At 72.4% G+C, this 21,407-nt stretch carries 14 protein-coding genes; 3 read left to right on the forward strand and 11 right to left on the reverse strand.

Annotated elements, in window-relative coordinates; all coding sequences use genetic code 11:
- Positions 1 to 3: 3 nt before the first annotated feature.
- Positions 4 to 1,614, reverse strand: a complete 1,611-nt coding sequence (locus tag ACFYPD_RS18990) for a hypothetical protein (protein WP_387114827.1) — start codon at positions 1,612 to 1,614, stop codon at positions 4 to 6.
- Positions 1,615 to 1,771: 157 nt separating this feature from the next.
- Here ACFYPD_RS18990 and ACFYPD_RS18995 point away from each other — a divergent pair, with 157 nt between their 5' ends.
- Positions 1,772 to 2,773 (forward strand): App1 family protein, encoded by a 1,002-nt coding sequence (locus tag ACFYPD_RS18995; protein WP_387115594.1) that lies wholly within the window; start codon positions 1,772 to 1,774, stop codon positions 2,771 to 2,773.
- A 331-nt stretch (positions 2,774 to 3,104) separates the two neighbouring features.
- Here ACFYPD_RS18995 and ACFYPD_RS19000 read toward each other — a convergent pair whose 3' ends face one another.
- The 4 genes from ACFYPD_RS19000 to glgA all read right to left on the reverse strand — a co-directional run bounded on the left by ACFYPD_RS19000 (position 3,105) and on the right by glgA (position 10,314).
- A complete protein-coding gene (locus ACFYPD_RS19000) occupies positions 3,105 to 4,631 on the reverse strand; it encodes a hypothetical protein (RefSeq protein ID WP_387114830.1) in 1,527 nt (508 codons plus the stop codon).
- Positions 4,632 to 4,874: 243 nt separating this feature from the next.
- Positions 4,875 to 6,977 (reverse strand): 1,4-alpha-glucan branching protein GlgB, encoded by a 2,103-nt coding sequence (gene glgB, locus ACFYPD_RS19005; RefSeq protein WP_387114833.1) that lies wholly within the window; start codon positions 6,975 to 6,977, stop codon positions 4,875 to 4,877.
- Complete coding sequence (locus ACFYPD_RS19010) at positions 6,965 to 9,067, reverse strand: maltotransferase domain-containing protein (RefSeq protein ID WP_387114836.1); 2,103 nt, start codon at positions 9,065 to 9,067, stop codon at positions 6,965 to 6,967. Before ACFYPD_RS19010 ends, glgB begins: the two co-directional genes overlap by 13 nt.
- Positions 9,068 to 9,105: 38 nt before the next feature.
- On the reverse strand, positions 9,106 to 10,314 hold the full coding sequence (glgA, locus tag ACFYPD_RS19015; protein ID WP_387114839.1) for a glycogen synthase: 1,209 nt from the start codon (positions 10,312 to 10,314) through the stop codon (positions 9,106 to 9,108).
- Positions 10,315 to 10,409: 95 nt separating this feature from the next.
- Here glgA and glgC point away from each other — a divergent pair, with 95 nt between their 5' ends.
- Both glgC and pgm read left to right on the forward strand, forming a co-directional pair.
- Positions 10,410 to 11,642: a glucose-1-phosphate adenylyltransferase gene (glgC, locus tag ACFYPD_RS19020; RefSeq protein WP_387114842.1), complete on the forward strand. Its 1,233-nt coding sequence runs from the start codon at positions 10,410 to 10,412 to the stop codon at positions 11,640 to 11,642.
- 31 nt (positions 11,643 to 11,673) lie between these two features.
- Positions 11,674 to 13,317: a phosphoglucomutase (alpha-D-glucose-1,6-bisphosphate-dependent) gene (gene pgm, locus ACFYPD_RS19025; RefSeq protein ID WP_387114845.1), complete on the forward strand. Its 1,644-nt coding sequence runs from the start codon at positions 11,674 to 11,676 to the stop codon at positions 13,315 to 13,317.
- A 9-nt stretch (positions 13,318 to 13,326) separates the two neighbouring features.
- On the opposite strand, the gene ACFYPD_RS19030 is transcribed toward pgm, so the two are convergent.
- The 6 genes from ACFYPD_RS19030 to ACFYPD_RS19055 all read right to left on the reverse strand — a co-directional run bounded on the left by ACFYPD_RS19030 (position 13,327) and on the right by ACFYPD_RS19055 (position 21,356).
- Positions 13,327 to 14,250, reverse strand: coding sequence for an NAD(+)/NADH kinase (locus ACFYPD_RS19030; protein ID WP_387114849.1), 924 nt, complete (start codon positions 14,248 to 14,250; stop codon positions 13,327 to 13,329).
- 120 nt (positions 14,251 to 14,370) lie between these two features.
- On the reverse strand, positions 14,371 to 16,242 hold the full coding sequence (locus ACFYPD_RS19035) for a polysaccharide biosynthesis protein (protein WP_387114852.1): 1,872 nt from the start codon (positions 16,240 to 16,242) through the stop codon (positions 14,371 to 14,373).
- A 179-nt stretch (positions 16,243 to 16,421) separates the two neighbouring features.
- A complete protein-coding gene (locus tag ACFYPD_RS19040; RefSeq protein ID WP_387114855.1) occupies positions 16,422 to 17,696 on the reverse strand; it encodes a glycosyltransferase family 4 protein in 1,275 nt (424 codons plus the stop codon).
- A complete protein-coding gene (locus ACFYPD_RS19045) occupies positions 17,654 to 18,964 on the reverse strand; it encodes an O-antigen ligase family protein (RefSeq protein WP_387114858.1) in 1,311 nt (436 codons plus the stop codon). The genes ACFYPD_RS19040 and ACFYPD_RS19045 overlap by 43 nt, the downstream gene beginning before the upstream one ends.
- Before the next feature lie 18 nt (positions 18,965 to 18,982).
- The gene (locus tag ACFYPD_RS19050) at positions 18,983 to 20,347 is read right to left on the reverse strand and encodes a lipopolysaccharide biosynthesis protein (protein ID WP_387114860.1); all 1,365 of its coding nucleotides are present in this window, start codon (positions 20,345 to 20,347) and stop codon (positions 18,983 to 18,985) included.
- 13 nt (positions 20,348 to 20,360) lie between these two features.
- Positions 20,361 to 21,356: a hypothetical protein gene (locus ACFYPD_RS19055; protein ID WP_387114863.1), complete on the reverse strand. Its 996-nt coding sequence runs from the start codon at positions 21,354 to 21,356 to the stop codon at positions 20,361 to 20,363.
- Positions 21,357 to 21,407: the final 51 nt, after the last annotated feature.

The following is a 21,407-nucleotide window of genomic DNA, read 5'->3' on the forward strand; positions in this document are numbered from 1 at the left end:
GGTTCAGCGCCACGGCCGCACGGCGCTCTCCGGGTGGTACACCCGATAGCCGCCGACCTTGGCCACCACCGCTGCGTCGGCCCGGTCGCCGAGCAGCCGGCGCAGCGCGCGCTCCGCCGACGAGCCGACGGCCACCACGTACCCGGGGCGGGCCGCCCGCCCCACCCGCTTCCAGTACGCCGGGTAGCGGTTCTGCCCGGGACTCAGGTCGCCGTCGAGCACCCCGCAGGCCACCGCCTCGTCGGTGTTGAAGATCAGCCGGTTGCAGGTCCAGTAGTCCCCGTACACCTCCCGCAGACCGGCCCGGCGCACCGCGTCGGCCAGCTCCCGGGCCTGCCGCTCCTCGGCCCGCAGCGCCGGGGCGTCGGCCACGAACGCCACGGTGCCGGCGAGCGTGGCCGACGCCAGGGCAACCAGCACCAGCCCGGCCAGCGCGCCGGCCAGCCGGGCCGCCCCGCCCGCCGTGACCCGGACCGCGTGCGCGGCGGCCCGCCAGAGCGGCCAGAGCACCGCCGGCAGCGAGATCTGGAGCACCGACAGGTAGCGGGAGTTGCCCAGCGGATCGGTCGCGGCGAGTGGGCTGCGCACGTACGCCAGCAGGGTCAACGCCGCCCCGACGACCAGGGCGAGGATCGCCACGGCCCGGAGCCGCGCGGGCGGGTCCGCGGCCCGGCGGAACGCGACCAGCGCGAGCGCGGCGGCGGCCACCAGCAGCACCGGGTAGAGCAGCCCGAACCACTGCGCCCAGCGGGCGCAGCCCTCCATCGGGCAGAGCCCGGAGGCCAGCGGCACCCCCTCCAGCAGCCCGCCGTGCAGCCGCTCCGACAGCGACGGCGTCGCGCCGTCCTTGGTGCTGATCTCCCGGAACACCGACAGCGAGTCCTGCCCGTCCGGGGCGACCAGGTTGTCCTTGACCATCGGCGCGACGCCGAGCACGAAGCCCACCACGAGCAGCACCCCCGGCCAGCCCACCAGGTCCCGGGGCGCGGCCCACACCAGCACCAGCCCGGCCACCGCCAGGTAGGGCACGATCAGCCAGTCCGACCAGAGCGCCAGCCCGGCCAGCAGCCCGAACACGCCGGTGGCCAGCCAGCGGTGCCGGACCCGGTGCTCGCCGAGGGCGACCGCGATCAGCAGCATCCCCAGCACGGCCGGCTTCACCTCCGGCCGGCCACCGACCACGGTGAGCTGGTCGCGGACCACCCGTTCGGAACCGAGCGCCAGCAGGCCCACCACGAAGGTGGCCAGCCAGGGCGAGAAGAGCCGGCGGGTCAACCGGTACGCCAGCCACAGGAACACCGCGAACAGCGCCAGCAACGGCAGCCGCAGCAGCGGCCAGCTCGCCCCCGCCCAGCCCACCAGCGGGGCCGCCAGGTAGGACTCCAGCACCCCCATGTAGCGCTGGCCGTAGAGGAAGACCGGCCGCTCGTCCCCGGTGGCGATGTGCAGGGCCGCCAGGCCGAACGTCGCCTCGTCGCTGTTGGAGGTGGGCAGGGTGAGCAGCGTCAGCACCAGCCGGTAGCCGACCCCGGCCGCGCCGAGCACCAGCGCCACCAGCGCCGGCCGGTCCAGCGCCGGACGCCACCGTCCCGGGTCCCGCTCTGGTGTCGACACGACCAACGCCCCCGTCGTCGCCTCGACCGCAGTCTGTCACGGGGGCGCCGGGCGGCGGGGTGGATCGGCGCAGACCACTCGCGTGGCCGGCCTGCGCGGGTTGTGGCAGGGTGACAGCGTGCCACCCACACCACCGGACCAACTGGCCGTGCCGCAGATGCACCGGGCCGCACGCATCGAGGACGCCCTGCACGGCCTCGTGGAACGCCGGCTGCGGCGCACCGGGTGGCAGGTCAACATCGTCGCGTACGCCGGGTACGGCGCCCCCGGCTGGGCGCGGGTGCTCGGCCGGGTGCTGCTCGGCCGGCCCGACACCCGGCAGCGCGGCCGGCTGGAGAAGGTCCGGGGCTGGCGCAGCTTCACCACCCTGCCCGCCAAGTACGCGAAGGTCACCATCGAGGCCGGCGGCGTACGCCAGGAGGCGACCGCGGACCGCAGCGGCTTCGTGGACACCGTCATCAAGGCCGACTTCACCCCGGGCTGGGGCTGCGTACGCCTCAGCGTGGCCGACGCCGAGCCGGTGGAGGCGCTGGTCCGCATCCTCGACCCGGAGGTCCGGTTCGGCATCCTCTCCGACATCGACGACACGGTCATGGTGACCGCGCTGCCCCGGCCGCTGCTCGCCGCGTGGAACACCTTCGTCCTCGACGAGCACGCCCGGGCCGCCGTCCCCGGCATGGCGGTGCTCTACGAGCGCCTGGTCACCGCCCACCCCGGCGCGCCGGTCTTCTACCTCTCCACCGGCGCCTGGAACGTCGCGCCGACGCTGACCCGGTTCCTGTCCCGGCACCTCTACCCGGCCGGGCCGCTGCTGCTCACCGACTGGGGGCCGACCGCCGACCGCTGGTTCCGCAGCGGCCGGGAGCACAAGCGGGCCACCCTGGCCCGGCTGGCCCGGGAGTTCCCCGACGTCCGCTGGCTGCTGATCGGCGACGACGGGCAGCACGACCAGGAGATCTACCGCGAGTTCGCCGCCGCCCACCCGGACAACGTGGCCGGGGTGGCGATCCGCCGGCTCTCGCCCACCCAGTCGGTCCTCGCCGGCAGCCTGCCCACCCCCGCGGGCCGCCCTGCCGCTGGCCCGGTGGGCCAGAAGTGGCTGGCCGCCCCGGACGGCGCCGGCCTCTGGAAACTCCTCCGCGAAGCCGGCCTGGTCTAACCCTTTTCTTCCGCCCTGGCCTGCCTTCTCCCGGCTACTGCCTCGGCCGGCCTGCTCGGCCGGGCCTCCCGGTCGGCCTTCCCGGCCAGGCTTCCCGGCTGATCATGAGGTTGGCGGCGAAGTCGATCTCTTTCGGTGCCGGCAACCTCATGATCGACGCGGTGAGTCGGGTCTGGGTGGCGGCCGGGAGGGGCTTGCGGGCGCCGGCGGATGGCGCGGTGGCAGGAACGGCGACCGGGCCATGGGCTTTGCCTGGCCGGGTCGCCGTTCCTGCCGGTGGCTCGTGGGGCCCGCCGAGTTTCGCGGATCGGCGGTCTGGTGGGGCTGGCGGTCAGTCGGCGTTCGTGCCGGCCTCGTTGTTCATATCGGCGTCGGCCATGCCGGCGTCGGCGCCCGTGTCCTTCATGCCGGCACCGGCTGAGTTGGCGGTGTCGGCGCCCTTGCCATCTGCCTCGTCCCCCTGCCGGTTGGCGCCGGTCGCGTCGTCCTGCTTCCCGGCGCCGGCGTTGCCCGCGCCCTGGCCCGCGTCGCCCGGGGCGCAGCCAGGCAGGCTCGGGTCGGCCACCATGTAGACCTCGCCCTGACCGGCCTCGTCCATGCCCTGGCCCGCTTGGTCGTTCATGCCCTGGCCGGCCTGGTCGTTCATGCCCTGGCCGGCTTGGTCGTTCATGCCCTGGCCGGCCTGGTTGTCCATGCCCTGGCCGGACTCCTGGCCGCGGCCCGCCTGGTCGGCGCCCCGCCCCTGGTCCGCGGCTTGGCCCTGGCCCTGGCCCTGGGCGCGTCCGGCCTGGCGGGCGGCACGGATCTGCTTGACGATCGCCCGGAGCTGCTGGATGCGCGCCCGGATCTGCTGAAGTCGATCCGCGACCCGCTCCCCGGCCTGCTGACCGGCGGCACCCTGCCCGCCGTCCGCGGCCTGCTCCCCGTCCGCGGCCTGCTCCCCGTCCGCGGCCTGCTCCCCGTCCGCGGCCTGACCGCCGTCCTGTTGCCCGTCGGCCGCCTGATCGTCCTGCTGCTCGGCGGCGCCCTGCTGTTCCGCTGCCGCTCCGCCGTCGCCGTTCTGCTGATCTGCGCCTTCCTGACCGCCGGCACCCTCCTCGCCGCCGGCCTGCTGGTCGTCCTGGGCGTCGCCTGCCTGCTGGCCGCCGTCCGCCTGCTGCTGAGCGGCCTGGATGATCGCGGCGATCTGCTGCAGCACCCCGCCGATCGCGTTGATGATGTCCGCGGCCCGTTCAGCGCCACCGGCCGCCGCGCCGTCCCCACCGGCCGCGGCCCCGGACGCCTCGGCGCCACCGGCGGCGGCCCCGGCCTCATCGGCCCCCGCCCCGGATGCCGCAGCTTCGCCGGCCTGTGCCTTCTGGGCGCCCTGCACGATGCCGCGGACCCCGCTGAAGAGGCCGGCGAGCCGTTTCACCCGCGCCTCGGTCAGTCGCGGGTCGATGAGCTGGCCGGAGCGCTCGCCGGTCATCTGTCCGGTGACCGCCCAGGCCCGGTCGAGCTGGGTGCCCATCGCCTGCTCCCACGGCACGCTCGGGCACACCGCCCCAGCCACCTCGACCGTGCCGGAGCAGCCCGCCGCGGTCCGGCGCTGCTGGATGAGGTCGACCACGGCCTGCCGGTTGGCGATCCGGGCCGCCGAGTTGGCGTCCGGCTTGCGGCGCTGGTCCGCGATGAAGGTCAGGTTGTTGCGCAGCGCCGTGTCCAGGCCCTGGCAGTTCTCGGCGGCCTGGCCGGTGCCGGTCGCGACCGCGAACGCCGCCCCGGCCGTCATCGCCAGCGCCACCCCGCCCGCGATCTTCCGGTTCCGGGACGGGCTCGCCGTCCCGCGTCGCCTGGTTGTGCCTCTGCTCCACGCCATCGAAGCTCCTCCGCCTCGTCCGTCACGGGTGTCCGGCATCCGTTCAGCGGTACGGGCGGTCTTGCTTCTCCGTTCACCAGGGCCGCGTGTGGGAGCGAGATGTCGACGGAAAGTAGGCGTGAGGGGTCTCGATGGTCACCGTCCGCGCGTCTCTCGTGTCGCGTCCTGAGATCTTGGACAGTTGCCGTTCGTCGAACGGGAACTGCCCAAGATCCGAAGGCAGACGGCCGGGGCGGCGAGGGGTCAGGCCGGGCGGAGCCAGAGGACGCCGAGGGGCGGCACGCGCAGCGCCGCCGACGCCGGCATCCCGTGCCACGGCACGCTTTCCGCCTGCACCGCTCCGAGGTTGCCCACCCCCGACCCGCCGTAGTGGTGGGCGTCGGTGTTGAGCAACTCGGTCCAGGTGCCGCCGGCGGGCAGGCCGACCCGGTAGCCCTCCAGCGGCAGCGCGGAGAAGTTGGCCACGCAGACCAGGGTCTGGCCGTCGGGGGCGATCCGGATGAACGAGACGGTGTTGTTCGCGACGTCGTCCCCGGCGATCCAGCGGAAGCCGGCGGGGTCGGTGTCCTGCGCCCAGAGCGCCGGTGTCTCCCGGTAGACCCGGTTCAGGTCGCCGACGAGGCGCTGCACGCCGGCCCGCGCCGGGTCGTGCAGCAGGTACCAGTCGAGGCCGCGCTCCTCGCTCCACTCGCGGTCGTCGGCGAGTTCGCAGCCCATGAAGAGCAACTGCTTGCCGGGGTGCGCCCACATGTACGCGAGCAGCGCCCGCACGTTGGCCAGCCGCTGCCACGTGTCGCCGGGCATCTTGCCGGTCAGGGAGCCCTTGCCGTGCACCACCTCGTCGTGGCTGATCGGCAGCACGTAGTTCTCGCTCCAGGCGTACGCCAGGGAGAAGGTGAGCTGGTGGTGGTGGTGCTGCCGGTAGATCGGGTCCTTGGAGGTGTAGAGCAGGGTGTCGTGCATCCAGCCCATGTTCCACTTGAAGCCGAAGCCCAGCCCGCCCTCGGCGGTGGGGCGGGTGACGCCCGGCCAGGCGGTGGACTCCTCGGCGACCATCACCACCCCGGCGTGGTGCTTGTAGACGGTGGCGTTGACCTCCTGGAGGAACGCGATGGCCTCCAGGTTCTCCCGGCCCCCGTGCACGTTGGGCGCCCACTGGCCCTCCTGGCGGCTGTAGTCCAGGTAGAGCATCGAGGCGACCGCGTCGACCCGCAGCCCGTCGACGTGGAACTCGTCCAGCCAGTAGAGGGCGTTGGCGACCAGGAAGTTGCGCACCTCGCGGCGGCCGAAGTCGAAGACGTACGTGCCCCAGTCGGGGTGCTCGCCGCGGCGCGGGTCGGGGTGCTCGTAGAGCGGGGTGCCGTCGAAGCGGGCCAGGGCCCACTCGTCCTTGGGGAAGTGCGCCGGGACCCAGTCGAGGATGACGCCGATGCCGGCCTGGTGCAGTCGGTCGACCAGGTGGCGGAACTCGTCGGGGTCGCCGAACCGGGCGGTGGGGGCGTAGTAGCCGGTGACCTGGTAGCCCCAGGAGCCGCCGAACGGGTGCTCCATCACGGGCAGGAACTCGACGTGGGTGAAGCCGAGCTCGGTGACGTACGCGGTGAGCTGCTCGGCCAGCTCCCGGTAGCCGAGGCCGGGGCGCCAGGAGCCGAGGTGCACCTCGTAGACGCTCATCGGCTCCTGGTGCGGCTGCCGCCGGGCCCGCCGGGTGAGCCAGTCGGCGTCGCCCCAGGCGTACCGGGAGTGGTGCACCACGGAGGCGGTGGCCGGGGGCACCTCGGCGCGGGCCGCGAGGGGGTCGGCCTTGTCCCGCCAGTGCCCGTCGGCGCCGAGGATCCGGTACTTGTAGCGGCTGCCGACGGAGGCGCCGGGCACGAAGATCTCCCACACACCGCTGGAACCGAGCGAGCGCATCGGCCAGCCGTCGTCGGGCCCCCAGCCGGTGAAGTCGCCGACCACGCGGACGCCGCGGGCGTTGGGCGCCCAGACAGTGAACGCCACGCCCTCGTCGAAGACCCGGGCGCCGAGCGCCTCCCAGAGCCGCTCGTGCCGCCCCTCACCGATGAGGTGCAGGTCCACCTCGCCGAGGGTGGGCGGGTAGCGGTAGGGGTCGTCGTGCACCGCGCCGTCCACCTCGACCCGGTAGTCGAGCACCTCGCCGGGCAGCACGGCCTCGAAGACGCCCACGTCGTGCACCCGCTTCATCGGGTGCCGCTCGTCGCCGGCGAGCACGGCCACGTCGGCCGCGCCCCGGCGGAGGGTCCGGATGGTGGTGCGCCCGTCGGCGGGGTGCGCGCCGAGCACGGCGTGCGGGTCGTGCGCCTGGCCGGCGATCAGCTGGTCCATCGTGCGTCGTCCTTCGCGGCCGGTGCGGTCGGGGCGGTGCCGCCGGAGAGGTCGGCGGGTACGTCTTCGACGGTCAGGTCGGCTGCCGCGGCAGCCGGCGGCGCGGCCTCAGGTTCGGCCGGCGCGGCGGGCCGCCGCACCGTGAACACGTGCGCGGGTTGCAGGTACGGGTCGAGCCGCACCGCATTGCGCTGCCCCCAGTCGTAGTCGGCGCCGGTCAGCTCGTCGTGCACGGTGAACCGCTCGTGCCAGTCGAAGCCGAGCGCCGGCATGTCCAGGGTGGTGTTGCCCCACTGCACGGCACGGGAGTCGAACGAGCAGACCACGATCACCGTGTTGCCGGTGTCCGGGTCGTGCTTGGACCAGCAGAGCAGCGCCGGGTTGTCGATGTCGTGGAAGCGCAGGTTGCGCAGCCGGTGCAGGGCGGGGTTGTCCCGGCGGACCCGGTTGAGGGTGGCGATGAAGGGGGCCAGCGAGCGGCCCTGCTCCTGCGCGCCGGCCCAGTCCCGGGGGCGCAGCTCGTACTTCTCGTTGTCCAGGTACTCCTCGGCGCCGGGGCGGGCGACGTGCTCGAACAGCTCGTAGCCGGCGTACATGCCCCAGGAGGGGGAGAGCAGCGCGGCCAGCACCGCCCGGATCTTGAACATCGGCGGGCCGCCGTGCTGGAGCGAGGAGTGCAGGATGTCCGGCGTGTTGGGCCAGAAGTTGGGTCGCATGTAGTCGGCCGCCGCGACCAGCTCCGCGCAGTATTCCCGCATCTCCGCCGCGGACGTGCGCCAGGTGAAATAGGTGTACGACTGGGTGAAGCCGATCTTCCCGAGGCCGTGCATGATCGCCGGGCGGGTGAACGCTTCGGCGAGGAAGAGCACGTCGGGGTCGACCTTCTTGACCTCCCAGATCAGCCAGTGCCAGAAGTCGAACGGCTTGGTGTGCGGGTTGTCCACTCGGAAGATCCGGATCCCCTCGCCGACCCAGTGCCGTACCACCCGCAGGATCTCCGCCCGGATGCCCTCCGGGTCGTTGTCGAAGTTCAGCGGGTAGATGTCCTGGTACTTCTTGGGCGGGTTCTCCGCGTAGGCGATGCTGCCGTCGGCCCGGGTGGTGAACCACTCCGGGTGCTCGGTCACCCACGGGTGGTCCGGGGCGCACTGCAACGCCAGGTCCATCGCAACCTCCAGGCCCTGCTCGGCGGCGGCGGCGACGAAGTCGCGGAAGTCCTCCGGCGTACCCAGGTCGGGGTGGATGGCGTCGTGGCCGCCCTCGGCGGCGCCGATCGCCCACGGCGAGCCGACGTCGTCCGGCCCGGCGGTGAGCGCGTTGTTGGGGCCCTTGCGGTTGACCCGGCCGATCGGGTGGATCGGCGGCAGGTAGAGCACGTCGAAGCCCATGGCGGCGACGCCCGGCAGGCGCTCCAGGGCGGTGACGAAGGTGCCGGACCGGGCGGGCGCGTCGACCGTGGCGGAGATCGCGCCCTCGGAGCGGGGGAAGAACTCGTACCAGGCGGAGAAGAGCGCGCGCGGCCGGTCGACCCAGAGGGTGTGCTCGTCGCCGGTGGTGACCAGCTCGCGGACCGGGTGGTCCCAGAGCAGCGGGGCCAGGTCGAGCGCCGGGCCGACCCGGCGGGGCAGCTCCGCGTCCTCGTCGCGCAGCGCGGTCACCGCCGCCCGGACCCGCTCCCGGTCGGCGGTCGGCACGAGGTCGAGGGCGGCTTCCAGCACCCGGGCGCCCTCGGCCAGGTCGTTGGTCAGCTCGGCCGGGCCCTGACCGGCGGCGACCTTCTTGGTGACGGCGTTCTGCCAGGTCAGGTACGGGTCCTGAAACGCCTCGACGGTGAACCGCCAGAGGCCGACCGCGTCGGGGCGGATGGTGGCGTGCCAGCGGTCCTGACCGGGCTCACCGGGGCGCATCCGGGTGAACGGGCGGGCGGCGCCGTCCGGTCCGAGCCAGACCACGTCGCACCCGAGCGCGTCGTGGCCCTCGCGGTAGGCGCGGGCCGACACGGGCACGATCTCGCCGACCACCGCCTTGGCCGGATAGCGACCGCAGGCGACGACAGGGGAGACGTCTTCGATCGGGAACCGTCCAGTCACCGGTTCAACCTACTGCCCGAGATCGCTTCGCGCTCAAGTCAGCCGGCGGCGCCCACCGACCGGTACACCTCCATCGTCCGCTGCGCGATGGTGTCCCAGGAGAAGTGTTCGACGGCCCGGCGGCGGCCGGCGAGACCGAACTTCTCCGTCCGCTTCTCATCGGCCAGCAGGTCGTTGATCGTCGCCGCCAGGTCGGCCACGAAGCGCTCCGGGTCCAGCGGCCGGCCGCTGCCGTCGCCGGCCTGCTCGATCGGGACCAGCAGCCCGGTCTCGCCGTCGGCGACCACCTCGGGGATGCCGCCGGTGGCGGTGGCGACCACGGCCGTCTCGCAGGCCATCGCCTCCAGGTTGACGATGCCCATCGGCTCGTAGACGGACGGGCAGACGAAGATGGTGGCGTGGGTGAGCACCTGGATCACCTCGTGCTTGGGCAGCATCTCGGCGATCCACACCACCCCCGAGCGGCTGGCCCGCAGCTCGGCCACCAGGCCCTCCACCTCGGCGGCGAGCTCCGGTGTGTCGGGGGCGCCGGCCAGCAGCACGAGCTGGGTGTCGGCGGGCAGCTCCCGGGCGGCCCGCAGCAGGTACGGCAGGCCCTTCTGCCGGGTGATCCGGCCGACGTAGACCACACTGGGGCGGGCCGGGTCGATGCCCAGCCGGTCCACCACGTCGGTGCCGCGGTCCGGGGCGTACTGCGCCGTGTCGATGCCGTTGTAGACGACCCGCACCCGGTCGGGGTTGACCTCCGGGTACGCGGTCAGCACGTCCCGCCGCATGCCCTCGCTCACCGCGATCACGGCGTCGGCGGCCTCGAACGCGATCCGCTCGCACCACGACGAGAGTGCGTAGCCGCCACCGAGCTGCTCGGCCTTCCACGGGCGCAGCGGCTCCAGGCTGTGCGCGGTCACCACGTGCGGCACCCCGTGCAGCAGCTTCGCGGTGTGCCCGGCCAGGTTGGCGTACCAGGTGTGGCTGTGCACCACGTCGGTGCCGGCAGCGCCGGCGGCCATCTCCAGGTCGACGCCCATGGTGCGCAGCGCGGCGTTCGCGCCGGCCAGCGCCGCCGGCTCCGCGTACGCCGTGACGCCCGGCTCGTCGCGGGGCGCGCCGAAGCAGTGCACCCGCAGGTCGGCCAGTCGGCGCAGCTCGCGCGCGAGGTACTCGACGTGCACCCCGGCGCCGCCGTAGACCTCCGGCGGGTACTCCCGGGTGAGCAGGTCGACGCGCAGCCGTGCGGAATCGCTCATGCCCGGCACCCTAGCGTGCTTTCCCGCCCCGCACCGGGTGCGGAAACGTGCCCGTACGAGTGGTGAAGTCGGAGCGGTATGGATAGCGTCTGAGCATGGCTGCCAAGGTGCTCGCGATCGTCCTGGCCGGCGGGGAGGGCAAGCGCCTGATGCCCCTCACCACCGACCGCGCGAAGCCCGCCGTCCCCTTCGGCGGGATGTACCGCATGGTCGACTTCGTCCTCTCGAACCTGGCGAACGCCGGCTATCTCAAGATCGTCGTGCTGACCCAGTACAAGTCCCACTCGCTGGACCGCCACATCACCCAGACCTGGCGGATGTCGACGATGCTCGGCAACTACGTCACCCCGGTGCCGGCGCAGCAGCGCCGCGGCCCGTGGTGGTTCGCCGGCTCGGCCGACGCGATCTACCAGAGCTTCAACCTCATCAACGACGAGCAGCCCGACCACGTGATCGTCTTCGGTGCCGACCACATCTACCGGATGGACCCGCGGCAGATGGTGGAGGACCACATCGCCTCCGGCGCCGGGGTGACCGTGGCCGGCATCCGGCAGCCCCTGTCGACGGCCGACCAGTTCGGCGTCATCGAGGTCGGCGAGGACGGCCGGCGGATCCGGGCGTTCCGCGAGAAGCCCACCGACGCCGTGGGGCTCCCCGACGCGCCCGACCAGATCTACGCCTCCATGGGCAACTACGTCTTCAGCACCAAGGCGCTCTGCGAGGCCGTCGAACGCGACGCCGAGGACAAGACCAGCAAGCACGACATGGGCGGCAGCATCATCCCGATGCTGGTCGAGCGGGGCGAGGCCAACGTCTACGACTTCAAGGACAACGAGGTGCCGGGCAGCACCGACCGGGACCGCGGCTACTGGCGGGACGTGGGGACCCTCGACTCGTTCTACGACGCCCACATGGACCTCATCAACGTCCATCCGGTGTTCAACCTCTACAACTTCGACTGGCCGATCTACAGCAACCAGCCGCCGTACCCGCCGGCCAAGTTCGTGCACGCCTGGGGCGAGCGAATCGGCCGCGCGGTCAGCTCGATGGTGTCGCCCGGCTCGGTGATCTCCGGCTCGCTGGTGGAGAACTCGATCGTGGCCCCCCGGGTGAAGGTGCACTCCTGGGCGCACGTCGACGGCGCGGTGCTCATGGAGGGTGTCGAGATCGGCCGGCACGCGGTGGTGCGGCGGGCCATCCTGGACAAGAACGTCTACGTTCCCGAGGGCGCCGAGATCGGCGTCGACCTGGAGAAGGACCGCCAGCGGTACACCGTCTCCGACAACGGCATCGTCGTCATCGGCAAGGGCCAGCGCGTCGAGGCCTGATCCACCCGCACCGTCTCAGGAGGTTCCCACCGTGGCCCACCCCCGTGCCGGCCAGCCCGCCGAGCCCGCCGACCTGGTCGACGTGCCCCGGCTGGTCACCGCCTACTACACCGGGCACCCCGATCCGAGCGACCCGGCGCAGCAGGTCTCCTTCGGCACGTCCGGGCACCGCGGGTCGAGCCTGCGCAACGCCTTCAACTCCGACCACATCCTCGCCGTCACCCAGGCGCTCTGCGACTACCGGCGGGAGCAGGGCCTGGACGGCCCGCTCTTCCTCGCCCGCGACACCCACGCGCTCTCCGCCCCGGCCGAGGCCAGCGCGCTGGAGGTGCTCGCCGCCAACGACGTCACCGTGCTGGTGGACAGCCGCGACGGCTACACCCCCACCCCGGCGCTGTCGCACGCCGTCCTCACCCACAACCGCGGCCGCACCGCCGGGCTCGCCGACGGCATCGTCATCACGCCGTCGCACAACCCGCCGGACGACGGCGGCTTCAAGTACAACCCCACCCACGGCGGGCCCGCCGACAGCGACGTCACGACGTGGATCCAGGACCGCGCGAACACCATCCTCGCCGCCGGGCTCAAGGAGGTGAAACGCATCCCGTACGCGCGGGCGCGCGCCGCCGACACCACCGGGGAGTACGACTTCCTCGCCCGCTACGTCGACGACCTGCCCACCGTGCTGGACATCGCCGCGATCCGGGACGCCGGGGTGCGCATCGGCGCCGACCCGATGGGCGGGGCCAGCGTGGCCTACTGGGGGGAGATCGCCGAACGGCACCGCCTCGACCTCACGGTGATCAACCCGACGGTCGACCCGACCTGGCGGTTCATGACCCTGGACTCCGACGGCAAGATCCGGATGGACTGCTCCTCGCCGAATGCCATGGCCTCGCTGATCGCGGCCCGCGACCGGTTCGGAGTCTCCACCGGCAACGACGCCGACGCCGACCGGCACGGCATCGTCACGCCCGACGGCGGCCTGATGAACCCCAACCACTACCTGGCCGTGGCCATCGGCCACCTCTTCCGCACCCGCGAGCAGTGGGGGCCGGCGGCGGCCGTCGGCAAGACCCTGGTCTCGTCCTCGATGATCGACCGGGTCGCCGCCGACCTGGGCCGCCCCCTGTTGGAGGTGCCGGTCGGCTTCAAGTGGTTCGTGCCCGGCCTGCTCGACGGGGCGGTCGGCTTCGGCGGCGAGGAGAGCGCCGGCGCGTCCTTCCTGCGCCGCGACGGGAGCACCTGGACCACCGACAAGGACGGCATCCTGCTCTGCCTGCTCGCCTCGGAGATCGTCGCGACCACCGGGAAGACACCGAGCGAGCACTGGGCCGAGCTGGCCGAGCGCTTCGGCGCGCCCGCGTACGCCCGGATCGACGCCCCGGCCAGCCGCGAGGAGAAGGCGGTGCTGGCCAAGCTGTCGCCCGAGCAGGTGACCGCGACCGAACTGGCCGGCGAGCCGATCACCGCCACCCTTACCACGGCGCCGGGCAACGGGGCGTCGATCGGCGGGCTCAAGGTGACCACCGCGTCGGGCTGGTTCGCGGCCCGGCCGTCCGGCACCGAGGACGTCTACAAGATCTACGCCGAGTCGTTCCAGGGCCCGGAGCACCTCACCCGGATCCAGGAGGAGGCGAGGGCGCTGGTCTCCGAGGTGCTCACGCAGGCCTGACCGGGCCGGTCAGCAGGGCGGATCCAGCTCCCGCTGGTCGCGCTCCCGCCGCAGCTCCTCGGGGAGCAGCTCGCGGAGCTGGTCGGGCAGGAACGGCAGGTCGAGCAGGCTCAGCTTCAACTGGTTGCGCTCCTGGTAGCGCCGCGGGTCGAAGCGGACCACCCGGCCGGCGTCCCGGCGGTAGCGGATCTGCACCGCCCCCTCGGTCGCCGCCTCCTTGATGACCAGCCCGTCCATCTCGACGGCGACCGCCGCCGAGTGCGGCTGGAGGTCCAGCCGGATGCTCTCCTCCGGGGCGAGCACCACCGCCCGGGAGATGCCCGCCATCGGCGCCGACGGGGTCACCACCACGGCGTCCGCCGCCGGCGAGATCAGCGGCCCGCCCGCCGCGTAGCTGTACGCGGTCGAGCCGGTCGGCGTGCTGACCACCAGCGCGTCGCAGCGGTAATAGCCGTACCGCTGGCCGTCCACGGCCAGGCTGGCGGTGACGAACCCGGAGCCGGGCTGGCGGACCAGCGCGATGTCGTTGAAGGCCACCACGTCGTCGCCGCACACGTCGCAGGCGAGGCAGGCGTGCGACTCGATGGTGAAGTCCTTCGCCAGCAGCCGGCTCAGCGCGTTCGGCAGGTCCGGCGGCTCCACCTCCACGAGAAAACCGAGCCGGCCCAGGTGCACGCCGAGCACCGGCTTCGGGTCGCGCACCGCCAGGCGCAGCGCGCCCAACATGGTGCCGTCGCCGCCGATGCTGATCAGGGCGTCGGCGCGGACGGCCAACTCGTCGGCGGGGACCGGCTCGACGCAGGACGGCACCCGGTGCTCGTCCTCGGCCCGGACCAGCAGCGTCTTGCGGTGGCGCGACGCCCACCGCTCGATGATCCCGACCACCTCGGAGACATCCCGGGTGGGGTGCAGCACCAGACCCAGCCCCGCCACCCGTACAGCTCACCACATCCGGAGCCGGTCGGCCGGGCGTACGGGCAGGCGCGCCGGCAGACGCTGGTCGCGGACGCGAGGCGGCCCGCCCCGGTGTCGAGGCGGGCCGCGCGGATCGGGTCAGTGGGACAGCTCGACGTCGAGCGGCCGGTCGTCCGCCGGGTCGAACGCCCGGTCACACAGCTGGGCGAGGTGCGCGATGACCTTCTGCGGGTCATCGAACGGATCCAGCCCAGCCACGTCGATCGGGTCCAGCACCGGCACCGGCACGTGGGAGATCAGCGGGTGCAGCGGCCGGACGTCGACCTCACCGGTGCCGAGCAGGTCCTCGTGCAGCTTCTCGCCCGGCCGGAGCCCGGTGAAGACGATCGGGGTGGGATTCTGGGCCCGGTCGATCATCTCCCGGGCCAGGTCCTGGATGCGGACCGGCTCACCCATGTCCAGCACGAGCGCCTCACCGTCGCGGCCGATGGCGGCGGCCTGGAGGACCAGCTGCACCGCCTCCTGGACGGTCATCAGGTAGCGGGTCACGTCGGGATGGGTGACGGTCACCGGCAGTCCGGCCTCGATCTGGCGCTGGAAGGCCGTCACCACCGACCCGCGGCTGCTCAGCACGTTGCCGAAGCGCACGCTCAGGAACGTGCCGGGGTGGTTCGCGCCGGCGTGCGCCGTCAACCGCTCGGTGATCCGCTTCGAGTAGCCGAGCACGCTGATCGGGTCGGCCGCCTTGTCGGTGGAGATGTTCACGAACCGGGCCACGTCCCGGCAGGCGTCGAGCACGTTCAGGGTGCCCCACACGTTCGTCTTGACCGCCTCGCCCGGGTGCCGCTGAAGGAGCGTGAGGTGCTTGAGCGCCGCCGCGTGGAAGACGATCTCCGGCCGCCGCTCCTGGAAGATCCGCCGGATCGCCTCGTCGTCGCGCAGGTCGGCGAGGATCAGGTCGGGACTGTCGAGCAGGGCCCGGCCGGCCAGGGACATCTGCAGGGCGTGCAGCGCCGACTCGTCCCGGTCCAGCATCATGAGCTCGCCCGGGTCGGCCCGCATGATCTGCCGGCAGAGCTCCGAACCGATCGACCCGCCCGCGCCGGTGACCAGGATTCGGTGTCCCCGCAGCCCGTCGTGGTCCAGCGTCAGGTCGCTGACCACGTGCCGGCGGCCGAGCAGGTCGCTGATCTGCAGGTCCCGCACGTCGTTCACGGTGATCCGGTGGTTGACCAACTCGCGCACCGGGGGGACCACCTTGAACGCCGCCCCGGCCTGCAGCGTGGCTTCCCGGATCTGCCGGATCAGCGTGGCGTCCGCGTTGGCGACCGAGAAGATGACGGTGCTGGCCCGGGTGCGCCGCACCGTGTCGCTGACGTTGTGCCGCCCGCCGAGCACCCGGACCCCCTCGACGTGCAGATCTCGCTTGTCCGGGTCGTCGTCGAGGAGCCCGACCGGGAGGTATCTGCTCCTCGGGTCGGTCATCATCGCCCGCAGCAGGCCCTCGCCGGCAGAGCCGGCGCCAAAGAGCAGCACCCGGCTCGCGGCGACGGCGTCCGGTCGCAGCGCCCGGTCCCGGCGGTGCCGGTAGGCGGTCCGAAGGCCGAGCATCAGCAGCAGAGCCATCGCTCCACCGGCGATGGGAGTGCTCGCCGGGACCGGCCGCTCGCCGGAGGCGAGCAGTCCGAACAGCACGAGCGCGGCGGTGGCCGCGGTGGTGCCGGCCAGGCCGCGGACCTCCTGGAGGCTGCCCAGGGGATGCCGGCCGGACCAGACCCGGCGCAGCACGCCCAGCCCGAGGTGGAGCAGGCCGGCCGTCACGCCGACCGCAGCCATCCGCCGGGCCTGGTCCACCGTCAGGTCGAACTCCTGTCGGGTCGAGGCGGCGATGAGGAATCCGCCGACCCACGTCGTGACGTCGGCGGCGAGGTAGCTGACCCTGCGCCGCCAGTCCCGGCGGCGTCGATTGCCCTCCGCGGTGACGAGTGCGGTGGTGGCGCTGTGCGGCATGGCGATTCCCCATTCGTGGTGCCCGTGTGGAGTGCTGGCGGTGAACCGGCTTCCCCCAGTTCTATTCGGCCAAAAGATAATCAACGGTGTGTTACGGACAAACGCCCTATATTTGGTGCTACTCACATGTCGGCATCGTGGGCCCAGCGGCTGTCGTTGCCCCGGCCGCTGGTGAACCGTCATTGCGGCGGTGCGTGGCCTGCCGGCGCTTCCTCGGCTGCGAGCGGTGGCCCGGCAGGTCGGTGGGGGGATCGCCGGGATGTCGCCACCACGTCGTCGAGCAGCCGCTGGAGGCGAGCCGACATGACCTCACGGGAACGGTGCTCCTGGATGAAGCGGCGGCCGCGACGGCCCATCTCGACGAGGGCCGCGTCGTCCAGTTCGGCGAGCTTGCGCAGCCCGGCGGCGATCTTGCCGCTGTCCACGGTGAGGCCGGAATCGCTGGTCAGCAGGATGTCCTCGGGCTCGCCGGGGCAGTTGTTCAGCACCGGCAACCCCGCGGCCAGGTAGTCGTAGAGCTTGTTGGGACTGGCTCCCAGCCGGTACACCGGGCTGTAGGCGAGGACGTGAACCCCGATGTCCGCGCCGCCGAGGATGGCCTGCAACTCCTGCTTCGGTACTGGATCGAGGAATCGCACGTTGGTCAGGCCTGCCGCACTGGCCCGCTGAACCAGCTCACGTTTGTCGTGCCCATCGCCGATCAGGACGAAGGTGTGCTCGGGTAGCTCGGTGGCGGCGTCCAGCAGCTTGTCGAGACCGTTGATCGGTCCGTGCGCTCCGGCGAACACGATGAGCCGTCCCCGTACCGGTACGCGGTCGCGAAGCGGCTGGTACAGGTCGGGCCTGAGATCGAAATCCGCCGGCTCGGCGCTGTTACTGACCCATCCGAGTTTCGACTCGTCGACTCCCCGCGAGGTGAGGTATGAACGCCAGCCGTCAGCGACCATCACGATCCGGTCGGCCCGGCGATACAGCCAGAGCTCCAGGAACCGCAACGCACGGTGGACCAGTGACCCCGACCGCAGATATCCCGTACTGACCATGGCCTCCGGCCACAGGTCGCGGATCTCCAGCACGAACTTCGCCCGCCGCAGCCGCGCCACCGCCCATCCGGCGACCGGGGCCAGGATGTGCGGGGACGAGGCGTACACGACGTCGGGTCGCGGTTGCCGCAACGCGGCGACCAGAGCGTTGCGGGCGTAGCTGAACCAGCTCAACACCCGACGATGGTTGTTGCGGGTGTATCTGGTGACTGGCACGGCGATGAAGTGCGGGTCGTCCGGGACGTACGCCCGCTTGGAGATGTGGTCGACACCAGCGATGATGATCGCCCAGTCCCAACCCCGGAGCCGGCCGAAGAGCTCCACGTGCCGGGTACCACCAGCGTGCGTGAGCGGCTTGGCGTAGTGGTTCAGGATGAGAACTCGGCGTGCCGCCGGACGGTGCTCTGCCACGGTGCGGCCTCCTTTATCTGTCCGGGGTGGTCAGGTCTGGGTCCGGGGCGGAGGACGGCGATGACGGCGAGGATCCAGCAGAATCGGGTGTCGAAGTAGTCACCCGAGAACATGGCGGCGATCAGCACGTAGATGGCCCCCACGGCGCAGGTGAGCTGGTCCTTGGGGATCGATGTCCAGGGTCGACCGTCCCGCCACCAGCACGCGGCCGTGAATCCGATCAGGATGAGGGCGGGCAGCCCGGACTCGGCGGCCAGTCCGGCCAGGTAGTTGTGCGGGTAGCCGATGCCGACCGTCGCGTAGAAGCTGTCCAGGCCGCCGCCCATGAGGGGATGGTCGAGGAAGATCCGCCAGGCCGACTGGAGCAGTTCCGGCCGGGCGGAGAAGTCACTGCGTTGGATGCCCGTGCTGGAGTAGCGGTTCTCGACGACGGTGGCGAACCAGGTGTCCACGACGTAAGAGACAGCCCAGATGCCCAGCCCGCCGGCCACGAGGGTGCCGAGCAGGATGCTGAGCCGTCGGCGGGCGAAGACGACGAAGTACGCCGTCCCGGCGCCGACCAGGGCGATCAGCCCGCCCCGTGATCCGGAGAGCACCGCAGCGGCGACCAGCAGGGGTATTGGCAGCAGCAGCCACCACCGACGCCAGACGACCGACAGCCCGATCGAGGCGATGATCCCCAGCGAGATCACGCGGACGAAGACGTTCGGACCGCCACCGAAGGCGGAGTACCTTCCCTGTCCTTGCGGGCCAGCGGCGAGCGCGCCGAGTGCGTAGACCAGCGCGGCGACCAGCATCAGGACGAGGAGCGTGCGGGCCGCCCGCTGCGGGTCGGCGGCGGCCAGCACGGTGGCGACAAGCACGAGGAGCCAGAGGGCAATCAGGTCCCAGCCGGCTTTCTGCAGCCGGGCTCCGTCCGGGGCCCAGAATGCGGCGGTGAGCTGTAGCGCGATCAGCATGCTGAACAGTGCGAAGACCCGGGGCCACGGCCGCGCCAAGCCGTGTGCGGACCGGTCAACCTGCCAGAGCAGCACCATCAGCAGCAGCAGGGCGTAAGCGGGAATGCGGGGATCGTGCACGCCGTACGTGGGGAGCCCGGCCCGATCGAGGGAGAAGCGTCCGGCGAGTGCTAACACGAACAGCAGGGTCAGTAGCGTGACGGAGAACCGGGCCTTAGTGCCGGCGGCCCGCTGACCCGGGACCGACAGGGCGGGCGTACCGGTGTCGAACAGGGTGTCCGGACGGCGTGGGCGGGTGACTGACGGCATCGTTCTCGCCTCCAGTGGTCAGTCGGGCGCGGCCGAGGAGGCCGGCCGTCGGTCATCGGTGCGGGACGGCTGTGCTGCTGTGGCGGTCGTCCGGCGGGGTTCCCTGGCGCATGCGCAGACCGCGAGGACAGCGCCGACGCCGTACGCGACCGCGGAACCGACCGCCGCTCCCAGGGCCCCGTAGCGGGGGATGAGGAGGAGGTAGGCGACGAGGGCGACCGCCATGGCGGGCACGTCCGCGATCAGGGCGCCCCGGGCCCGCCCCGCCGCCACCCCGAGTCCGATGGCCACCCGGCTGACGCTGTAGCAGGCTGCCGCCGCGGCCAGCGGCACCAGCAGTCCGACCGACGCCCGGTACTCCTCGCCGAACACCGGCACCACCAACAGCCGGCCGGCGGCCAGCAGGGCGAGCCCGGCCAGCACGCCGTACCCGGCGGCCATGAGCAGCGGGCCGGTCCGTCGCAGGTCGCCAGCGAGGTGGCGTTGGTGCCAGCTCGGCGACTGGGCGTCGGTCCAGCTGATCACCGGCCAGATTGCGAACTCCGCGACCGTGGCGACGACGATGTAGAGCCCGAGCTGTTCGTAGGAGCCGAGCCAGGGCAGCAACAGCCGGTCGGCGCGCAGCATCACCAGTCCGGCGATGGTGGCTGGTAGCAGCCGCAGACCGAGACGGCGGGCCGGGCCCAGATCGTGCGGTGGCTCGTCCATGGCGGGGATCCGACGCAGCATCACCCAGGCGACCGCCGGTCCGGCGCCCAGCGCGACACCGTAGGCGAGCAACCAGAGCTGTGGTGTGTCGATCTTGGCCATCGCGAGCAGCATCGCCATCGCGACCAGGGCGGATTGACCGACTACCGTGGAGACCACGTATGGACGCAGCATGCCGGCGGCCGCCGCGCCGGTGCGCAGGGTCGCCGCCGTGAGTACCGTGACGCCGGTGACGAGGCAGCTGGCGACGGTTGCCAGGCCGCCGGCCGGCGTGCCGCTGCCCAACGCGTACACGATAGGCGCGGCCGCCGACAACACCAGCAGGGCCGGCGGTACCACCAGCCGTAGCGCGTCCGCCGCGGCGCCACGGGCGCTGCGCCGCAGCGGCACGGTCGCCAGATAAGACTTGTCGGTACCGGCCATCGCGATCAAATTGGCCAGGTAGGTGACCTGGAGTAGCAGTCCGAAACTGCCCCGACCGGTGGGACCCATGGCGCGTGCCGACATCGCGTTCACCGCAAGGCTCGCGGCACCGGTGATCAGCTGTCCGGCGACCAGGTGGCTGGCGGTCACCAGCGAGGACCGCCGGCCGGCTCCCGTCGTCGCCGCGGACGGTGGCGTGGCGGCGAACGATGTTCCGCCGGCGGCCGAGACGCCGTGCGGGACGGGCCTCACCCGATCCGTCCCGTCACCGCAGCGCTCCGGCGGTGTCAGTGGCGAGGCGGGGTGTCGGACCCGGGGCGGGCGGGTCGGCCGGCTCGTCGCACAGCGCGCGGACCGTGGCGGCGACGCGGTTCAGGTCCGCGTCCCGCCACCGGATGTCGGTGTGCAGGTAGAGCATCCGGCGGGACAGGTTCAGCTGGCGGCTGGGCGTCGCCTGCGACGGGAGCGTCCAGAGCACGGCCGGGTAGATGTTGCGGGCGATCAGCCCCGCACGGACGGCGTCCCGGCGTTGCGGAGTGTCGAACTCGAGGACGACACCGAAGGTCCGACCGTGCACGGTCACCCCGGGCCGGTCATCCAGGGCGGCGGCGAGGTGGACCGAATTGGCGATCCGGCGGTGGCGCAGCTCGGCGATGGGGAGGACGGGCAGCACCTGGCGCGAGTAGTCCGAGATGGCGCTGACGATGGTCGACCGCAGACCCGCCTCGGCCTCCGCCATGAGCGTCAGGTAGGTCGCCTTGTCGATGGACACGCCATCCAGATAGGCCCGTTTGAGGCACATCGCTGCCAGGCTTCTGCCGGCGTTGGCCAGGTGTTCGGGATCGGCCGCTGCGGCCGGCGGCAGAGGCCGTCGCTGGTGGGACCAGACCGCGCCTCCGTCGGGCAGCGGCAGGGTCTTGCGGAGCGACGCGAAGAGGAAGTCGGCGGCGAGCTGGTCGGCCCACGGCGCAGTCGGGTCGTGGGTGAGGTCCACGATCACCTCGGCCTGGGTGACCGGGAGAGTGGGCTGCGCACCGAAGTAGGCGACCACGACCACCACCTCGGTCGGACCGGCGTCCGGCGACTCCTGCTGACCCACGGGTCCGGCGTCGTACCGCCGGATCGGCAGCAGGCCGGTGACACTCTCCACGACCTCGGGGCAGTAGTACGCGGGAAGGTGCACCGCTGTCCAGCCTCGGTCCCGCCGGCCGAACTCGATCAGCGCGCGCAGCGCCTGACGGCCGGAGCCGTACAGGCGCATCGGCGGCAGCCCCGTCCGGGGATCCCCCGTGGGGATGAGCTGTGGGAAGAC

It is taken from the genome of Micromonospora sp. NPDC005299 (assembly GCF_042872345.1).
Taxonomy (GTDB): domain Bacteria; phylum Actinomycetota; class Actinomycetes; order Mycobacteriales; family Micromonosporaceae; genus Micromonospora.